This window comes from Pseudomonas sp. MWU12-3088, from assembly GCF_023242405.1.
Classification (GTDB): Bacteria; Pseudomonadota; Gammaproteobacteria; order Pseudomonadales; family Pseudomonadaceae; genus Aquipseudomonas; species Aquipseudomonas kribbensis.
The window spans coordinates 353,719-375,244 of record NZ_JALJEA010000005.1; the positions used below are offsets into that span (position 1 = coordinate 353,719).

A 21,526-nucleotide genomic window follows, 5' to 3' on the forward strand; every position below is an offset into this window, starting at 1 on the left:
TTATTGCCTTCAGGATTGTGGTGGATGAACCGGCCAGACTCGATACAAAACCCTCAGGCACAAAAAAGCCCCGACTCTCACAAGCCGGGGCTTTCGCTTGAAGCGCTACAACGACTTAGCCGTTGAACACGTCATCCACGCTTTTCAGCGGGTAGTTCTTCGGATACGGCAGGGTCGCTACGCCGGTCTCGATCGCAGCCTTGGCCACGGCGTCGGAGATCACGGTGATCAGGCGCTTGTCCATTGGCTTCGGAATGATGTACTCACGACCGAATTCCAGGGAGATACCGCCGTAGGCGTCGCAGACTTCCTGAGGAACCGGCAGCTTGGCCAGTTCGCGCAGGGCGTTGGCGGCAGCGATCTTCATTTCTTCGTTGATGCGCTTGGCGCGAACGTCCAGGGCACCGCGGAAGATGAACGGGAAGCCCAGTACGTTGTTGACCTGGTTCGGGTAGTCCGAACGGCCGGTGGCCATGATCACGTCGTTGCGGGTGGCGTGAGCCAGTTCCGGGGAGATTTCCGGATCCGGGTTGGAGCAGGCGAAGACGATCGGGTTGGCCGCCATGCGCTTCAGTTGCTCGGCGCTCAGCAGGTTCGGGCCCGACAGGCCGACGAATACGTCAGCGCCTTCGATGGCGTCGTCCAGGGTGCGTTTCTCGGTAGCGTGAGCGAACACAGCCTTGTACTGGTTCAGGTCGTCACGGCCAGCGTGGATCACACCGGTACGGTCGATCATGAAGATGTTCTCGACCTTGGCGCCCATGCTCACCAGCAGTTTCATGCAGGAGATGGCGGCAGCGCCGGCGCCCAGGCAGACGATCTTGGCTTCGCCGAGGGTTTTGCCAGCGATTTCCAGGGCGTTGATCATGCCCGCAGCGGTCACGATCGCGGTGCCGTGCTGGTCATCGTGGAATACCGGAATGTCGCACTGCTCGATCAGAGCGCGTTCGATCTCAAAGCACTCAGGTGCCTTGATGTCTTCCAGGTTGATGCCACCGAAGGTGATGGAAATGCGTTTTACGGTGTCGATGAAGGCTTGCGGGCTTTCGGAGTCGACTTCGATGTCGAAGACGTCGATGCCGGCGAAGCGCTTGAACAGCACGCCTTTACCTTCCATCACTGGCTTGGAAGCCAGTGGGCCGAGGTTACCCAGGCCCAGAATCGCGGTGCCATCGGAAATGACTGCAACCAGGTTGCCCTTGCCGGTGTACTTGTAGGCCAGTTCAGGATCGCGGGCGATCTCGCGCACTGGTTCAGCTACGCCGGGGCTGTAGGCCAGCGACAGGTCGCGGGCGGTAGCAGTGGCCTTGGTGAGCTCGACACTCAGCTTTCCTGGACGAGGATTGGCGTGATATTCGAGAGCGGCAGTTTTCAGATCAGACATTTTGGCATTCCGCTTTTTACTGTTGGACAGACTGGTCAGCGAGGATACGCGCCTCGCAAAGTCCCCACAAGACTGCCCGGTCACCCCTGTCAAGCGCCCTGCCCTACGACTTTGGGCCAAGAGCCACGTCGCACAAGGGCTAGACTGTTCACAATCGACAGAAAAAATGTCTACAACTTTTTCTTCAGCGGGACGATTGCAACATCGTCGGGTCGGTCAGCGGCAACAGCCAGCGAGCCTGACCGGGTTTCAATCCGCCCCGTCGTGAACGGTCGACCACCCAGCCCCGGGCCTCGATCTGCTTGCCCTTCAGCGCTTGCAGGGAACTGCCGGCGAAGCGCTCCAGCAGATTGGGTGCAACGCGCAGTACAAGCTTGTCCTGCAACTCGATCCAGATTCCGCCACGATTGCGCTGAACCTTGCTCACACGCCCGCTGACGATGGCGAAACCCGAGCGTTCGATCTGCTCCGCTTTCAGTACAGGCGAGCGCTTCCACAGGCCAAGCCCGGCCTGCCGTGCGCTGCGTTCGGCAGCTCGCTGACAATCGACAAGATCGACATTCGGTGCCACCGCGACCTGGAATCCAAGGCCATCGGCGAGCATTTGCGCTTCGAGACTGGCGCCGCTGACGCTGTAGAGATGGGCGAGCGTACGCCCGTAGTGGTCTTTTGCTTGCGCGCCGAGGCGCAAACCGACTCGACCGCCACTGTCAGCCACCAAGGCTTCCAGGCGTTTGCGCGCCGCCACGGCAAACGGTTCGTCGCTGCGCCCCTGCTTGCCCAGCTCAGGCGTGTTGAGGCCGATCAGGCGTACGCTGCGGCCGTCACTCAGGCGCACCGTGTCGCCATCGACAACCCGCTGCACCACCACGCTCGACAGCCCCGACGGGGTCGGGCAAAAAGCCTGGGCGGCGGACAGCCAAATCGCGGGCACAAAAAAGGCGCCCACAAGGGACGCCTTTTTCATCAGACCGGAAAAGCCGCTGAGGTTTTCCAGAATGAGGGGCCTTAGGCCTTTTTCGCGCCGAAAGCACCGAAACGGTCGGCGAACTTCTGAACGCGACCACCGGTGTCCAGAGTCTTCTGCTTACCGGTGTAGAACGGGTGGCACTCGTTGCAAACGTCGATCGCCAGGGCTTTGCCGAAGGTCGAACGGGTTTCGAACTTGTTGCCGCAGCTGCAAGTTACTGCAACTTCTGGGTAATTCGGGTGGATATCGGCTTTCATGGTGTTTTCCTCAGCTGGCGTGCCGCCATCCAACACGATTGTTGAATACCGCACGTAATTAGGCCGCGGATTCTACCAGACAATCCCGATCACGCAAGCTGTCACTGAGACCGACCGTCTGCTAGGCTCCGGCCCTTCTTTACCCACCCGCCCATGAGATCCCCCCGCGTGCCCGACGCCATTCTGCGCCTCGCCCTGCCTTCGCCCCTGCGCCGCCTGTTCGACTATCGGGCCCCGGCCGGCGTGCTGCGTGCGCAGTTGCAACCGGGCATGCGCCTGCGGGTGCCGTTCGGTCGGCGGGAGATGATCGGGATTCTGGTGGAAGTCACTGACACCAGCGAAGTACCGGTGGAGAAGCTCAAACCGGCGCTGGCCCTGCTCGACGCCACCGCGCCCCTGCCACCCGCACTATTCAAGCTGTGCCTGTGGACCGCCCAGTATTATCAGCACAGCCTCGGCGACACCTTGAGCTGGGCACTGCCGGTGCTGCTGCGCCAAGGCGAACTGGCCGAAGCCCGCCAGGAACGCTTCTGGTCCGCCGCCCCCGGCGCCAGCCTCGATGACCCGCGCATCGCCCGCGCCCCGCGCCAGCGTGAAGCCCTGGCAACGCTGGCCCAGCACCCTCACGGCGTCGCCCATCAGTTGCTGAGCAAACTGATGTTGAGCAAGGACAGCCTCGATCTGCTGCTGGCCAAGAATCTGGTGCAGGTCGAAGTGCGCCGTCACGCTCCCGGCGCGCGCCACGAACACTGGCTGGCCCAGCCCGAGCTGCCGCTCAACAGCGAGCAACGCGCCGCGTACGAGGCGATTCGCGCCGGGTTCGACAGTTATCACGCGTTCCTGCTGGCCGGGGTCACCGGCAGCGGCAAGACCGAAGTCTATTTGCAGCTGATCCGCGAAACCCTCGAGGCCGGCAAGCAGGCACTGGTGCTGATCCCGGAAATCAACCTCGGCCCGCAGACCCTGGCCCGCTTCGAACAACGTTTCAACGCGCGCATCGCCCTGCTGCACTCGGCGGTCAACGACCGCGATCGCCTCGATGCCTGGCTCGCTGCCCGTGATGGCGAGGCCGACATTATTATCGGCACCCGCTCGGCGCTGTTCACCCCGATGAAAAATCCGGGGCTGATCATCATCGACGAAGAACACGACGGCTCCTATAAACAGCAGGAAGGCCTGCGCTACCACGCACGGGATCTGGCGCTGGTGCGGGCACGGCAGGAAAACATCCCGATCGTGCTCGGCTCCGCGACGCCATCGCTGGAAAGCCTGCACAACGCCTACACCGGCCGGTACGGACTCCTGCGCCTGAACGAACGGGCCGGCGGCGCCAAACAGCCACGGTTCCTGCGCCTTGATGTGAAAAGTCGTCCACTGGACAGCGGCATTTCCGGACCGATGCAGCAAGCCATCGGCCAGACCCTCGCCGCCGGCCAGCAGGTACTGGTGTTCCTCAACCGCCGGGGGTTTGCCCCGACCCTGCTGTGCCACGACTGCGGCTGGATGTCCGAGTGCCAGCGCTGCGATGCGCGGATGACCGTGCACCAGCGCTATGGCGAACTGCGCTGCCATCACTGCGGTTACGTCGAGCGCGTGCCGCGCCAGTGCCCGAAGTGCAACAAGGTCGACCTGCGGCCGGTGGGCGCCGGCACCGAGCGGGCCGAAGAACGGCTGGCGATTCTGTTCCCGGACTATCCGGTACTGCGCGTCGACCGCGACAGCACCTCGCGCAAGGATGCGATGAACCAGTTGTTCGCCACCATTCAGAAAGGCCAGCCGTGCATTCTGGTCGGCACCCAGATGTTGGCCAAGGGTCACCATTTCCCCCGGGTCACTCTGGTGTCGATCCTCGACGCCGACGGCGGACTGTTCTCTGGCGACTTCCGCGCCAGCGAGCGCATGGCGCAGCTGATCGTGCAGGTCGCCGGTCGCGCCGGGCGGGCAGAGGAGCCGGGCAAGGTAATCATCCAGACCCACCTGGCCGACCATCCTTTATTGGTGCAACTGACCGAACAAGGTTACTTCGCCTTCGCCGAACAGGCCCTGAGCGAGCGCCGCGCTGCCGGCCTGCCGCCGTTCGCCCACCTCGCCCTGCTGCGCGCCGAAGCGCACAAGCCAGGGCAGGCCGAAGGTTTTCTCGATGAAGCCTGCAGCGAGGCCGAGCGTTTGCTGGCCGAGCAGAACCTGAGCGGCATCGAACTGCTGGGGCCGGTGCCGGCACCGATGGAACGCCGGGCCGGACGCTTCCGCGCGCAACTGCTGTTGCAGGCCACGGCCCGGGCGCCGCTGCACCGCTTGCTGGCGAGCTGGCTGCTGGTGCTGGAGCAGATGCCGAGCGGCCGGGCGGTGCGCTGGTCGCTGGATGTCGATCCGGTGGATCTGTACTGACCGGGCAAAACCGCTCGAATTGTCACCACACATCCACATCCTGCCTGCTAAGGTTGGCAAGCCCGTCTTCGCAACGGATAATGCCCAGTTTTTCCACCCGCGCATCGATGCGCCGCCGCGCTTGCGGTCGAAAGAGAAGACCATGAAAGACACCATTCGCCAGCTGATCCAACAAGCCCTCACCCAACTCGTCAACGAAGGTGTGTTGCCTGAAGGCCTGACGCCGGCGATCCAGGTGGAAAACGCCCGGGACAAGACCCACGGCGATTTCGCCAGCAACATCGCCATGATGCTGGCCAAACCTGCAGGCATGAAACCGCGCGACCTGGCAGAAAAAATCATCGCCGCCCTGCCGGCTGACGAGAACGTCACCAAGGCCGAAATCGCCGGCCCAGGCTTCATTAATTTCTTCCAGAACACCCAGGCGCTGGCCTCGCGCCTCGACGCGGCCCTGGCCGACGCTCACGTTGGTGTGCGCAAGGCCGGCCCGGCGCAACGCACCGTGGTCGACCTGTCGGCGCCGAACCTGGCCAAAGAGATGCACGTCGGCCACTTGCGCTCGACCATCATCGGCGACGGCGTGGCCCGTGTGCTCGAGTTCCTCGGCGATACCGTCATCCGTCAGAACCACGTCGGCGACTGGGGTACCCAGTTCGGCATGCTGATGGCGTACCTGCAGGAAAACCCGATCACCAGCGACGAACTGTCGGACCTGGAAAACTTCTACCGCGCCGCCAAGCAGCGCTTCGACGAGTCCCCGGAGTTCGCCGACCGCGCCCGTGGCCTGGTGGTCAAGCTGCAGGCCGGCGATGCCGAATGCCTGGCGCTGTGGACCAAGTTCAAGGACATCTCGCTGTCGCACTGCCAGAAGATCTACGAACTGCTCAACGTCAAACTGACCATGGCCGACGTGATGGGCGAAAGCGCCTACAACGACGACCTGATCAACGTGGTCAACGACCTGAAAGCTGCCGGCATGCTGGTTGAAAGCAACGGCGCCCAGTGCGTGTTCCTCGACGAATTCAAGAACGCCGAAGGCGAGCCTTTGCCGGTGATCATCGTCAAGGCGGACGGCGGCTACCTGTACGCGACTACAGACCTGGCCGCCGTGCGTTACCGCAGCGGCAAACTGAAGGCGGACCGTGCGCTGTACTTCGTCGACCAGCGTCAGGCCCTGCACTTCCAGCAAGTGTTCGCCGTGGCGCGCAAGGCCGGTTTCGTGACCCATCCGATGGAAATGGAACACATGGGCTTCGGCACCATGAACGGCGCCGATGGCCGTCCGTTCAAGACCCGTGACGGCGGCACCGTGAAGCTGATCGATCTGCTGACCGAAGCGCAGGAACGTGCCTACAGCCTGGTGAAGGAAAAGAACCCTGAGCTTGCCGAAGACGAACTGCGCGCCATCGCCAAAGTCGTGGGCATCGGCGCGGTGAAGTACGCCGACCTGTCGAAGCACCGCACCAGCGACTACAGCTTCAACTTCGACCTGATGCTCAACTTCGAAGGCAACACCGCGCCATACCTGCTGTACGCCTACACTCGCGTGGCCGGCGTATTCCGCAAACTGGGCAAGGATTTCAGCCAAGTCGACGGCCAGATCGTCCTCGAAGCCGCGCACGAACAGGAACTGGCGGCCAAACTGGCGCAGTTCGGTGAAGTGCTGAACAACGTCGCGGAAAAGGGCACGCCGCACACCCTGTGCACCTACCTGTACGACGTGGCCGGCCTGTTCTCCAGCTTCTACGAGAACTGCCCGATCCTCGCCGCCGAGACCACGGCACAAATGCAAAGCCGTCTGCGCCTTGCCGCGCTGACCGGCCGTACCCTCAAGCAAGGCCTGGAACTGCTCGGCCTGGAAACCCTGGAGCGTATGTAAGTTGGCTGCCAAGAAAAAACCTGCACCCAAGCGTGGCGCCAGCCGTTACCAAGCTCCTGCGAAGCAACCGATCCCGGGTTGGCTGTGGATGGCCATCGGCCTGACGGTCGGTGCGTTCATCGTGTTCCTGATGAAACTGGAGCCGGGCAAGGGCAGCGACACGGTCAAGCGCGAGAAGGTCGAGCAACAGCAACAACAGAAAGCCACCAAGATCGCCGAGGCCAACAAGACCCCGCCGAGCCCGACGCAACCGGTGAAGCCGAAGTACGACTTCTACACCCTGCTGCCGGAATCGGAAGTAATCGTGCCGCCTGACGCCGTGCCGGAGAAAACCCTGCCGACGCCACAGGTGCCGGCGATCCCGACCACGCCGGTGACCCCGGCGGAAGCGGCGAAGATCGACACCGCACGCGCCCAGGCTGCGCTGGCCGGGATCACCCCGCCGCCAGCGCCACCGGTGACCAAGGCTGCACCGGTGACCAAGTTCTTCCTGCAGGCCGGCTCGTTCCGCAAGCAGACAGATGCCGACAAGGTCCGCGCGCAGATCATTCTGCTCGGCCAGGCGGTCGCGGTAGAGTCCGGGACGGTGAAGGATGAAACCTGGTACCGCGTACTGGTCGGTCCGTTCAGCAACCGCGAACAGCTGACCACCGCCCAGAAACAACTGGCGGGCGCCGGCTTCAGCAACCTGTTGTTACAACAACGCCAGAGCCGCTGATTCCCCGCGAATGATCCTTCCCCCGCTCTGCGTGGGGAGGATCAGCGCAACACCACCGCTCGTCCCCTCTCCCTCCCCGCAGTTGAAATCCTCTCCACCACCCCCATATGAATGGGCATAAGGCATTTTCGCCCCGCAGTGTGGAGACTCTTCCCTTGACCACCATCGTTTCAGTCCGCCGCCACGGCAAAGTCGTCATGGGCGGCGACGGCCAGGTTTCTCTCGGCAACACCGTGATGAAAGGCAACGCGAAGAAAGTTCGTCGCCTGTACCACGGCCAGGTCATCGCCGGTTTCGCCGGTGCCACCGCCGACGCCTTTACCCTGTTCGAGCGTTTCGAAGGCCAGCTCGAGAAACATCAGGGCCACCTGATCCGTGCCGCCGTCGAACTCGCCAAAGAATGGCGCACCGACCGCTCCCTGAGCCGCCTCGAAGCGATGCTCGCGGTCGCCAACAAGGACGCCTCCCTGATCATTACCGGCAACGGTGACGTGGTCGAACCCGAAGACGGCCTGATCGCCATGGGTTCCGGTGGCGCCTATGCGCAAGCCGCCGCCAGCGCCCTGCTGAAGAAGACCGACCTGTCGGCCCGCGAAATCGTCGAGACCGCTCTCGGCATCGCCGGCGACATCTGTGTATTCACCAACCACACCCAGACCATTGAGGAGCAGGATCTCGCTGAATAAGCCTGACGCGGCCCTGTGCCACGGCTTGTTTCTGCTTGAGGACCGTCAATTATTATGTCCATGACTCCCCGCGAAATCGTCCACGAACTCAACCGCCATATCATCGGCCAGGACGATGCCAAGCGCGCCGTCGCGATTGCCCTGCGCAACCGCTGGCGCCGCATGCAGCTGCCTGAAGAGCTGCGTGTTGAAGTGACCCCGAAGAACATCCTGATGATCGGCCCGACCGGTGTCGGTAAAACCGAGATCGCCCGTCGCCTGGCCAAGCTGGCCAACGCGCCGTTCATCAAGGTCGAAGCGACCAAGTTCACTGAAGTCGGCTACGTCGGCCGTGACGTCGAATCGATCATCCGTGATCTGGCCGATGCCGCGATCAAGATGCTGCGCGAGCAGGAAATGACCCGCGTGCGCCACCGCGCCGAAGACGCCGCCGAGGACCGCATCCTCGACGCCCTGCTGCCGCCGGCACGCATGGGCTTCGGCAACGAAGACGCGCCGACCCAGGATTCCAACACTCGCCAGCTGTTCCGCAAGCGCCTGCGCGAAGGTCAGCTGGACGACAAGGAAATCGAGATCGAAGTCGCCGAAATGGCCGGCATCGAGATCGCCACGCCTCCGGGCATGGAAGAAATGACCAACCAGCTGCAGTCCCTGTTCGCCAACATGGGCAAGGGCAAGAAGAAGTCCCGCAAGCTCAAGGTCAAGGAAGCGCTGAAGCTGGTGCGCGATGAAGAAGCCGGTCGCCTGGTCAACGAAGAAGAGTTGAAGGCCAAGGCCCTGGAAGCGGTCGAGCAGCACGGTATCGTGTTCATCGACGAAATCGACAAGGTCGCCAAGCGCGGCAATGTCGGCGGCGCCGATGTGTCCCGTGAAGGCGTACAGCGCGACCTGCTGCCGCTGATCGAAGGCTGCACCGTCAACACCAAGCTGGGCATGGTCAAGACCGACCACATCCTGTTCATTGCCTCCGGTGCGTTCCACCTGAGCAAGCCGAGCGATCTGGTGCCGGAGCTGCAAGGCCGTCTGCCGATCCGCGTCGAACTCAAGGCCCTGAGCCCGGAAGACTTCGAGCGCATCCTCAGCGAACCGCACGCCTCGCTCACCGAGCAGTACTGCGCACTGTTGAAGACCGAAGGCCTGAACATCCAGTTCCAGCCTGAAGGCATCAAGCGTCTGGCGGAGATCGCCTGGCAGGTCAACGAAAAGACCGAGAACATCGGTGCCCGTCGCCTGCACACGCTGCTCGAGCGTCTGCTGGAAGAGGTGTCGTTCAGTGCCGGCGACCTGGCCAGCGCCCACGACGACAAGGCGATCCTGATCGATGCCGAGTACGTCAACAGCCACCTGGGCGAATTGGCGCAGAACGAAGATCTGTCCCGTTATATCCTGTAAGCCATACTTACAGTGGTCGTGAAACTGTGGGAGCCATCGGCTCCCACAATTTTTTCCACCTGACGGAACACCCGCGATGACCCAACTCCCCACCGACATCAAACTGCACAAAGCCTCGAAAACCCTGTCGCTCAAATACGCGTCCGGCGAGGAATACACCCTGCCCGCCGAATTCCTGCGCGTGCATTCCCCCTCCGCCGAGGTCCAGGGCCACGGCAAACCGATCCTGCAATTCGGCAAGCTGCACGTCGGCCTGACCAAGGTAGAACCGGCCGGTCAGTACGCACTGAAACTGACCTTCGACGACGGTCATGACAGCGGCCTGTTCACCTGGGATTACCTCTACGAACTGGGGCGACGTTATGACGCACTCTGGGCGGATTATCTGGCCGAGCTCAAAGCCGCCGGCAAAACCCGCGACCCGGACGAGTCCGTCGTCAAGCTGATGCTCTAGTCCGCGCCTCGGACTGTTTAGAGGGCATTTTCTAAATTCATCTGTTTGAATGCTCCGCTAAAGCGGCCCGGGATCGGCTGCTTGCGAAAAAAATTAAACTCGGGTAACCAATGGAGCTGGCAAGTTCCCTGCAGTGCTCTACGACTGTAAAGCAGCTATGCAGAATCAACGGTCACCCGAGCAGTAGTACCTGGCATTGGCTGTGGAACTGCACAGCAGAAACCGGGTACTCGTCTCAGGACAATGGAGCGTCGTAGATGAGTAACAAGAATAACGATGATTTGAAGTACCAAGCCTCGGAAAACACCCTGGGGCTGAATCCTGTCGTTGGGCTTCGCGGAAAGGATCTGCTGGCCTCTGCTCGAATGGTGCTGACCCAGGCCATCAAACAACCGATCCATAGCGTCAAACACGTCACTCATTTCGGCATCGAACTGAAGAACGTGCTGTTCGGCAAATCAGAACTGCAACCGGCAGGCGATGACCGTCGCTTTGTCGACCCGGCGTGGAGTCAGAACCCGCTGTACAAACGTTACCTGCAAACCTACCTGGCGTGGCGCAAGGAACTCCATGCCTGGATCGACGACAGCAGCCTCTCGCCCAAGGACATCGCGCGCGGCCACTTCGTGATCAATCTGATGACCGAAGCCATGGCGCCGACCAACACGGCGGCCAACCCGGCGGCGGTCAAACGTTTCTTCGAGACCGGTGGCAAGAGTCTGCTCGACGGCCTCTCGCATCTGGCCAAGGATCTGGTGCACAACGGCGGCATGCCGAGCCAGGTCAACATGGGCGCCTTCGAGGTCGGCAAGACCCTGGGCGTGAGCGAAGGCGCGGTGGTGTTTCGCAACGACGTGCTGGAGCTGATCCAGTACAAACCGATCACCGAGCAAGTCCACGAGCGTCCGCTGCTGGTAGTGCCGCCGCAGATCAACAAGTTCTACGTATTCGACCTGAGCCCGGACAAGAGCCTGGCGCGCTTCTGCCTGCGCAACAATGTGCAGACCTTTATCGTCAGCTGGCGCAACCCGACCAAGGAACAGCGCGAGTGGGGCCTCTCGACCTACATCGAAGCCCTGAAGGAAGCGGTCGACGTGGTCACCGCGATCACCGGCAGCAAGGACGTCAACATGCTGGGCGCCTGCTCCGGCGGCATCACCTGCACCGCCCTGCTCGGCCACTACGCCGCCACCGGCGAAAACAAGGTCAATGCCCTGACCCTGCTGGTCAGCGTGCTGGACACCACCCTGGACAGTGACGTCGCCCTGTTCGTCGACGAGCAGACCCTGGAGATGGCCAAGCGTCATTCGTATCAGGCCGGCGTGCTCGAAGGCAAAGACATGGCCAAGGTCTTCGCCTGGATGCGCCCCAACGACCTGATCTGGAACTACTGGGTCAACAACTACCTGCTGGGCAACGAGCCGCCGGTGTTCGACATCTTGTTCTGGAACAACGACACCACCCGGTTGCCGGCGGCGTTCCACGGCGACCTGATCGAGATGTTCAAAAACAACCCACTGATCCGCCCCAATGCACTGGAAGTGTGCGGCACGCCGATCGACCTCAAGAAGGTCACGGCCGACATCTTCTCGCTGGCCGGCACCAACGACCACATCACTCCGTGGAAGTCCTGCTACAAGTCGGCGCAGCTGTTTGGCGGCAAGGTGGAATTCGTGCTGTCCAGCAGCGGGCATATCCAGAGCATTCTGAACCCGCCGGGCAACCCGAAATCGCGCTACATGACCAGCGACGAAATGACCGCCAATGCCGATGACTGGCAGGAAAACTCGACCAAGCACGCCGACTCCTGGTGGCTGCACTGGCAGGCCTGGCAGGCGGCGCGTTCGGGCGAACTGAAAAAGGCACCGACGAAGCTGGGCAACAAGGCATATCCGGCAGGCGAAGCCTCGCCGGGCACTTACGTACACGAGCGGTAACCGATACACCTCACTCCCTGCGGGGAGTGAGGTGAACACTGAGATTGCGACCCACAGGGCCCTGAAGCATGCCGCAACCGTTCATCTTCCGTACCGTCGAGCTGGATGGCCAGACCCTCCGGACCGCCGTACGCCCCGGCAAGCCTCACTTGACGCCCTTGCTGATTTTCAACGGCATCGGCGCCAACCTGGAGCTGGTGTTTCCTTTTGTCGCGGCGCTGGATCCGGACCTGGAAGTGATCGCCTTCGACGTGCCCGGTGTCGGTGGTTCTTCGACGCCGAGCCGGCCGTATCGCTTTCCGGGCCTGGCCAAACTCACGGCACGGATGCTCGATTACCTCGACTACGGTCAGGTCAATGTGATCGGTGTGTCCTGGGGTGGCGCGCTGGCGCAGCAGTTCGCCCATGACTATCCCGAGCGCTGCAAGAAGCTGGTACTGGCCGCCACGGCGGCAGGCGCGGTGATGGTGCCGGGCAAGCCGAAGGTGCTGTGGATGATGGCCAGCCCGCGCCGCTACATCCAGCCGTCCCATGTGATCCGCATCGCCCCGATGATCTACGGCGGCTCGTTCCGTCGCGACCCGACCCTCGCCGCCAGTCACGCGGCCAAGGTGCGTTCGGCGGGCAAGCTCGGCTACTACTGGCAACTGTTCGCGGGCCTTGGCTGGACCAGCATTCACTGGCTGCACAAGATCCACCAGCCGACCCTGGTGCTGGCCGGTGATGACGATCCACTGATTCCGCTGATCAACATGCGCCTGCTCGCCTGGCGCATCCCCAACGCACAATTGCACATCATCGATGACGGGCATCTGTTCCTCATCACCCGGGCCGAAGCCGTGGCGCCGATCATCATGAAATTTCTCCAGGAGGAACGTCTTCGCGCAGTGATGCACCCCCACCCGACACCGCTGGGCGGATAACCGGCCCGGTCCGGCTTTCTGGACAGCTCCTTGCAGAGCTTTTTCAACGTGCGTGGCAGGACGCCGCGCAGGCAACAAGCCGCAACAGCGTCTATGGTGTTCTGGTTCGGTGTGTTTGTTTTTGACCTGAAGACGAAGGAGTGTTGAGTCATGCGCGACAAACCAGCGACGGGCGTAGTGCCCAGTCCCGCCGTTTTCATCAATGCACAAAGTGCAATGACCGGCCTGCGAGGCCGCGACCTGATTTCGACGTTGCGCAGCGTCGCCGCCCATGGCCTGCGCAACCCGATCCACAGTGCGAAACACGCATTGAAACTGGGGGGCGCGCTCGGACGCGTGCTGCTCGGTGAAACCCTGCATCCGACCAACCCCAATGACAGCCGCTTCACGGATCCGGCCTGGAGCCTCAACCCTTTCTACCGCCGAAGCCTGCAGGCCTATCTGAGTTGGCAGAAACAGGTGAAGAGCTGGATCGACGACAGCAGCATGAGCGACGACGATCGCGCCCGTGCGCACTTCGCTTTTTCCCTGATCAACGACGCCGTGGCGCCCTCCAACACGCTGCTCAATCCACTGGCGATCAAGGAGCTGTTCAACTCCGGCGGCCACAGTCTGGTGCGCGGTTTGAGTCATCTTTTCGATGACCTGCTGCACAACGACGGACTGCCGCGTCAGGTGACCAAACAGGCTTTCGAAGTCGGCAAGACTGTCGCCACCACCACCGGTTCGGTGGTGTTTCGCAACGAGCTGCTCGAGCTGATCCAGTACAAGCCGATGAGCGAAAAACAATTTTCGAAACCGCTGCTGGTGGTGCCGCCGCAAATCAACAAGTACTACATTTTCGACCTGAGCCCGAGCAACAGTTTCGTCCAGTACGCCCTGAAGAACAGCCTGCAGACCTTCATGATCAGTTGGCGCAATCCGGACGTGCGTCATCGCGAATGGGGCCTGTCGACCTACGTCGAGGCCGTGGAAGAAGCGATGAACATCTGCCGGGCGATCACTGGCGCCCGCGAGGTCAACCTGATGGGTGCCTGCGCCGGCGGGCTGACCATCGCTGCGCTGCAGGGGCACTTGCAGGCCAAGCGACAGTTGCGGCGGGTCTCCAGCGCGACCTATCTGGTGAGCCTGCTCGACAGTCAGATCGACTCCCCGGCGACGCTGTTCGCCGACGAACAGACCCTCGAAGCGGCCAAGCGTCGCTCCTATCAGAAAGGCGTGCTGGACGGTCGCGACATGGCCAGGGTGTTCGCCTGGATGCGGCCCAACGATCTGATCTGGAGCTACTTCGTCAACAACTACCTGCTGGGCAAGGAGCCGCCGGCGTTCGACATCCTCTACTGGAACAACGACAGCACCCGCCTGCCCGCCGCGTTTCATGGCGACCTGCTGGACTTCTTCAAGCACAACCCGCTGATTCATTCGGGCGGCCTGGAAGTCTGCGGCACGCCGATCGACCTGCAGAAAGTCACGGTCGACAGTTTCAGCGTGGCCGGCATGAACGACCACATCACGCCCTGGGACGCGGTGTATCGCTCGACCCTGCTGCTGGGCGGCGAGCGACGCTTCGTGCTGTCCAACAGCGGCCACGTCCAGAGCATTCTCAACCCGCCGAGCAACCCCAAGGCCAACTACGTCGAAAACGGCAAGATGAGCAGTGACCCGCGCGCCTGGTACTACGACGCGAAAAAAGTCGACGGCAGCTGGTGGCCGCAGTGGCTGGAATGGGTCCAGCAGCGCTCCGGCACCCTGCGCGAAACCCAGATGGCCCTTGGCAACGCGAACTATCCACCGATGGAGGCGGCGCCCGGCACTTACGTGCGCGTGCGCTGACCGGCCCCAACCGCCCTTTAAGAAGACTGGATGAAAACAAGCGAACGGATCCTCGAATGTGCCCTGCAGTTGTTCAATGAAAAGGGCGAGCCGAACGTCTCCACCATGGAGGTTGCCAATGAAATGGGGATCAGCCCCGGCAACCTCTACTACCATTTCCACGGCAAGGAGCCGCTGATCCTCGGGCTGTTCGAGCGCTTTCAGAGCGAGTTGGCGCCCCTGCTCGACCCGCCCGCCGATGTCGAGCTGGCACCGGAGGATTACTGGCTGTTCCTGCACCTGATCGTTGAACGCCTGGCGCAATACCGGTTCCTGTTCCAGGACCTGTCGAACCTGGCCGGACGCCTGCCGAAACTGGCCAAGGGCATTCGCAGTTTTCTCAATGTCCTGAAGCGCACGCTGGCCTCATTGCTGGCGCGGTTGAAGGCATCGGGGCAACTGGTCAGTGATACCCAGGCGTTGGGGCAACTGGTGGAGCAGATCACCATGACGCTGCTGTTCTCGCTGGACTATCAGCGGATTCTTGATCGCGAGGGGGAAGTGAGGCTGGTGGTGTACCAGATCATGATGCTGGTGGCGCCGCACCTGTTGCCGCCGGTGAAGGTGGCGACGGAGCGGATGGCGCTGCAATACCTCGAAGATCACGATTGACCGCACAAACAAAAACGCCCGACCTTCACAGGCCGGGCGTTTTCTTGTGCCCTGAAAATCAGGACTGACTGGTCGGCGTCGACGGAGTCGATGCAACAGTCGAAACAGGTGCCGGGGTTGGAGCCGAGGCGGAGTTCGACGTGCTGGCCAGTGCTTGCGGTGTGGTCACCGGTTTTGGTGCAGCTGGTTTCGGCGCAGCGGCTTTCGGCGCGGCCGGTTTTTTCACTGCAGGTTTTTTCGCTGCAGCCGGTTTGGCGGCAGGCTTGGCAGCGGGTTTGGCGGCAGCGGTTTTCGCTGCTGGCTTGGCCGCTGGTTTTGCAGCAGGTTTGGCGGCGGCCTTGGCGGCAACCGGTTTGGCTGCGGCTTTTACTGCAGGCTTGGCCGCAGCGGTTTTGGCTGCTGGCTTGGCTGCCGGTTTGGCGGCAGCTTTAGTCAACGGTTTGGCAGCAGGTTTTGCCGCCGGTTTGGCTGCTGCGGTTTTGGCCGCGACAGGCTGAGCTTTCAGGCCGGTGAGTTTTTCGATCTGCTTGGTCAGGGTATCGACCTTCTTGTGCAGATCCTTCACCTCGTTGCGGCTCGGTACGCCCAGGCGCGAAATCGCACTGTTCAGGCGCTTGTCGAAAGCCCCTTCCAGCTGATCCCAGGTGCCAAGCGCGCGATCTTTCACGCCGCTGATGCGCGATTTGGCCGAGCTCGCGGTGTCCTTGGCAGCATCGACTTTCTTGCCGACTGCAGCCTTGGTGAGCTTCTCGGCTTTCTCGCCGTCTTTGACCAATGTATCGAAGAGCTTGCTGCCGTCAGTGTCGATCTTCGAGTACACGCCTAAACCAGCCAGCCAGATCTTGCGGGAATAGTCTTCGACTTTTCCGATCCACGAGCTGCCTTCTTTATCGGTGTTCTTTTTACCAGCCATCCCGTTCTCCTTAAGATTTACGCGCGACGCGTTCGAGCAATGCCGTCAGCTCATCGAGCTTAGCAGAGAGTGCCTCAACGTCATGTTTAGACGGAATGCCGATACGATTCAAGGCACTGGCGACACGCGTGTCGAACGCCTTCTCGACCTTGTCGAGCTGAACTTCGACGCGACCTTTGAAAGAGCTGACTTCGCTCTTTGCTTCATCGATCTCGGCGTTGGCCGCTTCGAGTTTTTCGGTGACTGCTTTTTTGCCTTTCTTTTCAACAGTTTGACCAGCCTTGATCAATTCCTGAAAGTACTCGCTGCCCTCCTGACCGACCTTGGTGTAGGCACCCAGGCCTGCCAGCCAGATCTTGCGGGCATAGGATTTGACGTCGCTCAGGGCAGAAGTCGAGGCGTCGATTTTTTTCTTCAAAATAGCTTTGGCCATGGTGCACCTCACGCGCAGAAGGTTTGAGGAACTGCCCTGACGAGTGTCGGGCTCAGGCACAAAGTAGGGAGAAAAATTAGAAACGGCACCCTAACAACTGACATAAAAGGCAGGTGCACGAGAAAAGAAAGGGGAGCCCGAAGCTCCCCGTTTGTCCTGTTCAGACCAGCGCTTTATCCAGCGCCTTTTCGATCTCGGCTTTGATCATGCCGCTCATGGCCGACATCATCAGGCCCAGTTCCACGTCGACCCGGATCGAATCCTCGGCCACATGCACCGCGCCCTTCACGCCCGAACGCTTGAGGTTCAGGGTGTCTCCCGCCCACTGCGGCTCCAGGCCATATTGATCGGACAGTTTCTGCGCCAGTTTGTCGGCTTTCTCGCGGGCAACTTCCTTGCCCAGGCTGTGGGCACGCTCAACACTGATATGGGCCATTGAATGACTCCTGCTTTTTGAATGGGGCTATGAATGCCTGCAACGAATCTTGACCGCCACTGCGGCAAATCGTCCCGAAGGTTGCCCATCTTACCTTTAGCCATTCCAAGACAAAGCATGGCTTGGGGATTAGAATGTCGCGCATTCTCTTTTGGTGACAGCGATATGACTGATCAGCGCAAAGGCAGCGATGCCGAACCCACCACTCACTTCGGCTTCAAAAACGTTCCGGAAAGCCAGAAAGCGGAAAAAGTCGCTGAGGTGTTCCACTCCGTGGCCGCCAAGTACGACCTGATGAACGACCTTCTGTCGGGCGGCATGCACCGTCTGTGGAAGCGCTTCGCGATCGAGCTGTCGGGCGTGCGCGCCGGCAACCGCGTGCTGGACATCGCCGGCGGCACCGGCGATCTGACCAAAAAATTCTCGCACCTGGTCGGCCCGACCGGTCAGGTCGTTCTCGCGGACATCAACGAATCCATGCTCAAGGTCGGCCGTGACCGCCTGCTGGATGTCGGCGTGTCGGGCAACGTCGAGTTCGTCCAGGCCGACGCGGAAAAACTGCCGTTCCCGGACAACCATTTCGACTGCGTGACCATCGCCTTCGGTCTGCGCAACGTGACGCACAAGGAAGACGCCCTGCGCTCCATGCTGCGCGTACTCAAGCCCGGCGGCCGTCTGCTGGTGCTGGAATTCTCCAAGCCGACCAACGCGCTGATGTCCAAGGCCTACGACGCCTACTCGTTCGCCTTCATGCCGTTGATGGGCAAGCTGATCACCAACGACTCCGAAAGCTATCGCTACCTGGCCGAATCGATCCGCATGCACCCGAATCAGGAAACCCTGAAGTCGATGATGGTCGATGCCGGTTTTGATCGCGTGACCTATCACAACATGACCGCAGGCATCGTTGCCCTGCACCGCGGCATCAAGCCCTGATGCTGCTGACCGGGCTGCTGGCCAGCGTCGAACTCGGCCTGAATCGCGTGCTGCGTCTCGACAGCACGGCGCTGCCGAGGCTGGCGCATCTGACCGGCAAAGTGATTGCCGTGGATTGCCGCAGCCCGGCGCTGCAGCTGTTCATCCTGCCGAGCGACGAAGGTCTGATGCTGGCGTCCCGTTGGGAAACCGGCGTCGACTGCACCCTGCGCGCACCGGCTTCGAGCCTGGTGAAACTGGCCCTGAGCAAGGACAAGACGGCGGTGCTGCACGCACCGGAAGTCGAACTCGACGGCGACAGCGGCGTGCTGCTGGAACTGGCGGGCGTGCTGCAGGACCTCGAGCTGGACTGGGAGTACGAACTCTCGCGCTGGCTCGGCCCGGTCGCCACGCAACTGGTCGGCGGTCACCTGCGCAGCCGCGCCCGCTGGTACCAACAAGGATTTGCCAGCCTCAACCAGAACCTCGCCGAATACCTGGCCGAAGAATCGCGCACCCTCGTCGGGCAGCGCGAAGCCGAAGCCCGCTTCAGCGAACTGGACCGGATCAAACTCGATCTGGAACGTCTCGAGGCGCGCTTCGAGCGCCTTTCCCGATCCCTCGACCCAAGCGATAACGCATGAAGCTGCTCGCCGTCCGCCGTCTGTTGCGCATCCAGCGCGTCGTGATCCGCTACCGCCTCGATGATCTGCTGTTCGATCTGCCCTTGCCGTGGTTCCTGCTGGCGCTGCGCTATGTCCTGCCGTGGCGCTGGTTCCCGCGCAAGCCGCTGGACCTGAGCCGTGGCGCACGCCTGCGCCTGGCCTTGCAGGACCTGGGGCCGATCTTCATCAAGTTCGGGCAGATCCTCTCGACCCGCCGCGACCTGCTGCCGGAAGACATCGCCGATGAGCTGATGCTGTTGCAGGACCGCGTGCCGCCGTTCGATTCGCAGCTGTCGGTCAAACTGATCGAAGAACAGCTGGGCAAAAAGATCAGCGAAGTGTTCAGCCGCTTCGACGTCGAACCGCTGGCCTCGGCCTCGGTCGCGCAAGTGCATGCCGCACAGCTGAAAACCGGTGAAGAAGTGGTGGTCAAGGTGATCCGCCCGGGCCTGAAACCGGTGATCGCCCAGGATCTGGCGTGGCTGTTCATCCTCGCCCGCGCCGCTGAAAAAGTCTCCGCCGACGCCCGTCTGCTGCACCCGGTGGACGTGGTCAGCGACTACGAAAAAACCATCTACGACGAACTCGACCTGTTGCGCGAGGCGGCCAACGCCAGCCAGTTGAAGCGTAACTTCGAAGGCTCGCCGCTGCTCTACGTGCCGCAAGTCTATTGGGACTGGTGCCGGCCGAAAGTGCTGGTGATGGAGCGTATCTACGGGATTCAGGTGACGGATCTGGCGACCCTCGCCGACCAGCGCACCGACATGAAAATGCTTGCCGAACGCGGCGTGGAGATCTTCTTCACCCAGGTGTTCCGCGACAGTTTCTTCCACGCCGACATGCACCCGGGCAACATCTTCGTCAGCACCGTCAACCCGTGGAGCCCGCAGTACATCGCGATCGACTGCGGCATCGTCGGCAGCCTGACCCCGGAAGACCAGGATTATCTGGCGCGCAACCTGTTCGCCTTCTTCAAGCGCGACTACCGGCGCGTGGCGCAGTTGCACATCGATTCGGGCTGGGTGCCGGCGGAAACCAAACTCAACGAATTCGAAGCGGCGATCCGTACCGTGTGCGAACCGATCTTCGAAAAACCGTTAAAAGATATTTCATTTGGCCAGGTGCTGATGCGCCTGTTCCAGACCGCGCGCCGCTTCAACATGGAAGTGCAGCCGCAACTGGTACTGCTGCAAAAGACCCTGCTGAACATCGAAGGCCTGGGCCGTCAGTTGTACCCGGATCTCGATCTGTGGAATACCGCGCAGCCGTTCCTCGAGCGCTGGATGCGCGAGCGCGTGAGCCCGAAAGCCTTGATCGGCAACGTGCAGAGCCAGTTCGAACAGCTGCCGCACCTGGCCAACATGGCCCGCGACCTGCTCGAACGCATGTCCCAACCCCACGCCAACGACCCGCCACCACCGTGGAAAAAGCGCAAGGACGACTGGTTCCTGCGCCTGCTCGGCAGCGCCCATCTGGCGGGCGGCACGATCCTCGCCGCCGGTGGCCCGCTGAATGAACTGGGGCATTGGCCCGCCGGGATCATGGTGGCAGTCGGCTTGTATCTGGTCGTTCGCCGATAGCCAGTTGCGTGATCGGCTGGCACACTGTTTCAACGCCTGAACCCGACTATTGAAGTGTGGGTTCGCTGTCGGAGTCGAAGATGAAAAACTGGCTGGACGAGATCAAGTGGGACGCCGATGGCCTGGTGCCGGCGATTGCCCAGGATCACAAGACCGGACGCGTGCTGATGATGGCCTGGATGAACCGCGAAGCCCTGGAGCTGACCGCATCCGAAAACCGTGCCATCTACTGGTCACGTTCCCGTGGCAAGCTGTGGCGCAAGGGCGAAGAGTCCGGCCATGTGCAGACCCTGCATGAAATGCGTCTGGACTGCGACGCCGACGTGATCATCCTGATGGTCGAACAGATTGGCGACATCGCTTGCCATACCGGCCGTCAGAGCTGCTTCTACCGCGTCTTCGAAAACGGCGACTGGAAAACGGTCGACCCGGTCCTGAAAGACCCGCACGCCATCTATTCCGCAGGACACAAACATGAGTGACACCCTGACCCGCCTCGCTCAGGTGCTTGAAGAGCGCAAGGGCGCTGCTGCCGACAGCTCATATGTAGCTAGTCTGTATCACAAGGGCCTGAACAAGATTCTGGAGAAGGTCGGCGAAGAGTCGGTCGAAACGATCATTGCCGCCAAGGACGCCGCCGTCAGCGGTGACTGCAGCGACGTGATCTACGAGACCGCCGACCTGTGGTTCCACAGCATGGTCATGCTCGCCCAGCTGGGGCAGCATCCGCAGGCTGTACTCGACGAACTGGATCGTCGCTTCGGCCTGTCCGGACACGTCGAGAAAGCCTCGCGTCCGTCCGCCTGAACAACTTTTAGAGAGGAACAGCAACATGGGCATTTTTGACTGGAAACACTGGATCGTCATTCTGGTTGTCGTGGTGCTGGTGTTCGGCACCAAGAAACTGAAAAACCTCGGCACCGACGTCGGCGAATCGATCAAGGGCTTCCGTAAAGCCATGAACGACGACGAAAAACCGGCCGATCCGACCGTCACGCCTGCGCAGCCGGTACCACCGGTCCAGCCGCAAGCCACCGCTCAGGCCAACCCGCCGCACACCATCGACGTGCAGGCGCAGAAAGTCGAAGAGCCGATCCGCAAAGACGTGTGAG

The 21,526-nt window shown here is 61.6% G+C and carries 22 protein-coding genes; 16 read left to right on the top strand and 6 right to left on the bottom strand.

Annotated features, from left to right (window positions below):
• Nucleotides 1-115 precede the first annotated feature (115 nt).
• The 3 genes from M5B98_RS15320 to rpmE form a co-directional block, all read right to left on the bottom strand.
• On the bottom strand, nucleotides 116-1,384 hold the full coding sequence (locus M5B98_RS15320) for a malic enzyme-like NAD(P)-binding protein (protein WP_085711053.1): 1,269 nt from the start codon (nucleotides 1,382-1,384) through the stop codon (nucleotides 116-118).
• A 184-nt stretch (nucleotides 1,385-1,568) separates the two neighbouring features.
• Nucleotides 1,569-2,351, bottom strand: coding sequence for a thermonuclease family protein (locus M5B98_RS15325; RefSeq protein WP_248743157.1), 783 nt, complete (start codon nucleotides 2,349-2,351; stop codon nucleotides 1,569-1,571).
• A 41-nt stretch (nucleotides 2,352-2,392) separates the two neighbouring features.
• Complete coding sequence (gene rpmE, locus M5B98_RS15330; RefSeq protein ID WP_007952398.1) at nucleotides 2,393-2,611, bottom strand: 50S ribosomal protein L31; 219 nt, start codon at nucleotides 2,609-2,611, stop codon at nucleotides 2,393-2,395.
• A 168-nt stretch (nucleotides 2,612-2,779) separates the two neighbouring features.
• Here rpmE and M5B98_RS15335 point away from each other — a divergent pair, with 168 nt between their 5' ends.
• The 10 genes from M5B98_RS15335 (at nucleotide 2,780) to M5B98_RS15380 (ending at nucleotide 15,472) form a co-directional block, all read left to right on the top strand.
• Nucleotides 2,780-4,999, top strand: a complete 2,220-nt coding sequence (locus M5B98_RS15335) for a primosomal protein N' (protein WP_248743158.1) — start codon at nucleotides 2,780-2,782, stop codon at nucleotides 4,997-4,999.
• Nucleotides 5,000-5,141: 142 nt separating this feature from the next.
• Nucleotides 5,142-6,878 carry an arginine--tRNA ligase gene (gene argS / locus M5B98_RS15340; RefSeq protein ID WP_248743159.1) on the top strand — a complete coding sequence of 579 codons (1,737 nt, stop codon included), beginning with the start codon at nucleotides 5,142-5,144 and terminating at the stop codon, nucleotides 6,876-6,878.
• 1 nt (nucleotide 6,879) lies between these two features.
• Complete coding sequence (locus tag M5B98_RS15345; RefSeq protein ID WP_085711050.1) at nucleotides 6,880-7,596, top strand: SPOR domain-containing protein; 717 nt, start codon at nucleotides 6,880-6,882, stop codon at nucleotides 7,594-7,596.
• A 155-nt stretch (nucleotides 7,597-7,751) separates the two neighbouring features.
• The gene (gene hslV / locus M5B98_RS15350; protein WP_007968352.1) at nucleotides 7,752-8,282 is read left to right on the top strand and encodes an ATP-dependent protease subunit HslV; all 531 of its coding nucleotides are present in this window, start codon (nucleotides 7,752-7,754) and stop codon (nucleotides 8,280-8,282) included.
• 54 nt (nucleotides 8,283-8,336) lie between these two features.
• Nucleotides 8,337-9,674, top strand: coding sequence for an ATP-dependent protease ATPase subunit HslU (gene hslU, locus M5B98_RS15355; protein ID WP_065259458.1), 1,338 nt, complete (start codon nucleotides 8,337-8,339; stop codon nucleotides 9,672-9,674).
• A gap of 76 nt (nucleotides 9,675-9,750) precedes the next feature.
• Nucleotides 9,751-10,128: a gamma-butyrobetaine hydroxylase-like domain-containing protein gene (locus M5B98_RS15360; protein WP_085711048.1), complete on the top strand. Its 378-nt coding sequence runs from the start codon at nucleotides 9,751-9,753 to the stop codon at nucleotides 10,126-10,128.
• 257 nt (nucleotides 10,129-10,385) lie between these two features.
• Nucleotides 10,386-12,065 (top strand): class II poly(R)-hydroxyalkanoic acid synthase, encoded by a 1,680-nt coding sequence (phaC, locus tag M5B98_RS15365; RefSeq protein ID WP_248743160.1) that lies wholly within the window; start codon nucleotides 10,386-10,388, stop codon nucleotides 12,063-12,065.
• 68 nt (nucleotides 12,066-12,133) lie between these two features.
• Nucleotides 12,134-12,988: a poly(3-hydroxyalkanoate) depolymerase gene (gene phaZ / locus M5B98_RS15370; protein ID WP_065259455.1), complete on the top strand. Its 855-nt coding sequence runs from the start codon at nucleotides 12,134-12,136 to the stop codon at nucleotides 12,986-12,988.
• A 150-nt stretch (nucleotides 12,989-13,138) separates the two neighbouring features.
• On the top strand, nucleotides 13,139-14,821 hold the full coding sequence (phaC, locus tag M5B98_RS15375; protein ID WP_248743161.1) for a class II poly(R)-hydroxyalkanoic acid synthase: 1,683 nt from the start codon (nucleotides 13,139-13,141) through the stop codon (nucleotides 14,819-14,821).
• 30 nt (nucleotides 14,822-14,851) lie between these two features.
• Nucleotides 14,852-15,472 (top strand): TetR/AcrR family transcriptional regulator, encoded by a 621-nt coding sequence (locus M5B98_RS15380; RefSeq protein ID WP_248743162.1) that lies wholly within the window; start codon nucleotides 14,852-14,854, stop codon nucleotides 15,470-15,472.
• 58 nt (nucleotides 15,473-15,530) lie between these two features.
• Here the strand turns inward: M5B98_RS15380 and M5B98_RS15385 are convergent, their stop codons facing one another.
• The 3 genes from M5B98_RS15385 to M5B98_RS15395 form a co-directional block, all read right to left on the bottom strand.
• A complete protein-coding gene (locus tag M5B98_RS15385; protein WP_248743163.1) occupies nucleotides 15,531-16,385 on the bottom strand; it encodes a phasin family protein in 855 nt (284 codons plus the stop codon).
• Between the two features lie 10 nt (nucleotides 16,386-16,395).
• Nucleotides 16,396-16,818, bottom strand: coding sequence for a phasin family protein (locus M5B98_RS15390; protein ID WP_248738603.1), 423 nt, complete (start codon nucleotides 16,816-16,818; stop codon nucleotides 16,396-16,398).
• 160 nt (nucleotides 16,819-16,978) lie between these two features.
• Nucleotides 16,979-17,254: a polyhydroxyalkanoic acid system family protein gene (locus M5B98_RS15395; protein WP_085711042.1), complete on the bottom strand. Its 276-nt coding sequence runs from the start codon at nucleotides 17,252-17,254 to the stop codon at nucleotides 16,979-16,981.
• A 165-nt stretch (nucleotides 17,255-17,419) separates the two neighbouring features.
• Between M5B98_RS15395 and ubiE the strand changes: the two genes are divergently transcribed.
• The 6 genes from ubiE to M5B98_RS15425 all read left to right on the top strand — a co-directional run bounded on the left by ubiE (nucleotide 17,420) and on the right by M5B98_RS15425 (nucleotide 21,525).
• Nucleotides 17,420-18,190, top strand: coding sequence for a bifunctional demethylmenaquinone methyltransferase/2-methoxy-6-polyprenyl-1,4-benzoquinol methylase UbiE (gene ubiE / locus M5B98_RS15400; protein WP_007952418.1), 771 nt, complete (start codon nucleotides 17,420-17,422; stop codon nucleotides 18,188-18,190).
• Complete coding sequence (locus M5B98_RS15405) at nucleotides 18,190-18,813, top strand: SCP2 domain-containing protein (protein ID WP_039772453.1); 624 nt, start codon at nucleotides 18,190-18,192, stop codon at nucleotides 18,811-18,813. Before ubiE ends, M5B98_RS15405 begins: the two co-directional genes overlap by 1 nt.
• The gene (ubiB, locus tag M5B98_RS15410; protein ID WP_085683997.1) at nucleotides 18,810-20,414 is read left to right on the top strand and encodes a ubiquinone biosynthesis regulatory protein kinase UbiB; all 1,605 of its coding nucleotides are present in this window, start codon (nucleotides 18,810-18,812) and stop codon (nucleotides 20,412-20,414) included. Before M5B98_RS15405 ends, ubiB begins: the two co-directional genes overlap by 4 nt.
• Before the next feature lie 80 nt (nucleotides 20,415-20,494).
• Nucleotides 20,495-20,896: a phosphoribosyl-AMP cyclohydrolase gene (gene hisI / locus M5B98_RS15415; protein ID WP_025110285.1), complete on the top strand. Its 402-nt coding sequence runs from the start codon at nucleotides 20,495-20,497 to the stop codon at nucleotides 20,894-20,896.
• Complete coding sequence (locus M5B98_RS15420; protein ID WP_007952422.1) at nucleotides 20,889-21,221, top strand: phosphoribosyl-ATP diphosphatase; 333 nt, start codon at nucleotides 20,889-20,891, stop codon at nucleotides 21,219-21,221. Before hisI ends, M5B98_RS15420 begins: the two co-directional genes overlap by 8 nt.
• Nucleotides 21,222-21,246: 25 nt before the next feature.
• Entirely contained in the window at nucleotides 21,247-21,525 is a 279-nt protein-coding gene (locus tag M5B98_RS15425) for a twin-arginine translocase TatA/TatE family subunit (protein WP_007952423.1), read from the top strand.
• Nucleotide 21,526 lies beyond the last annotated feature (1 nt).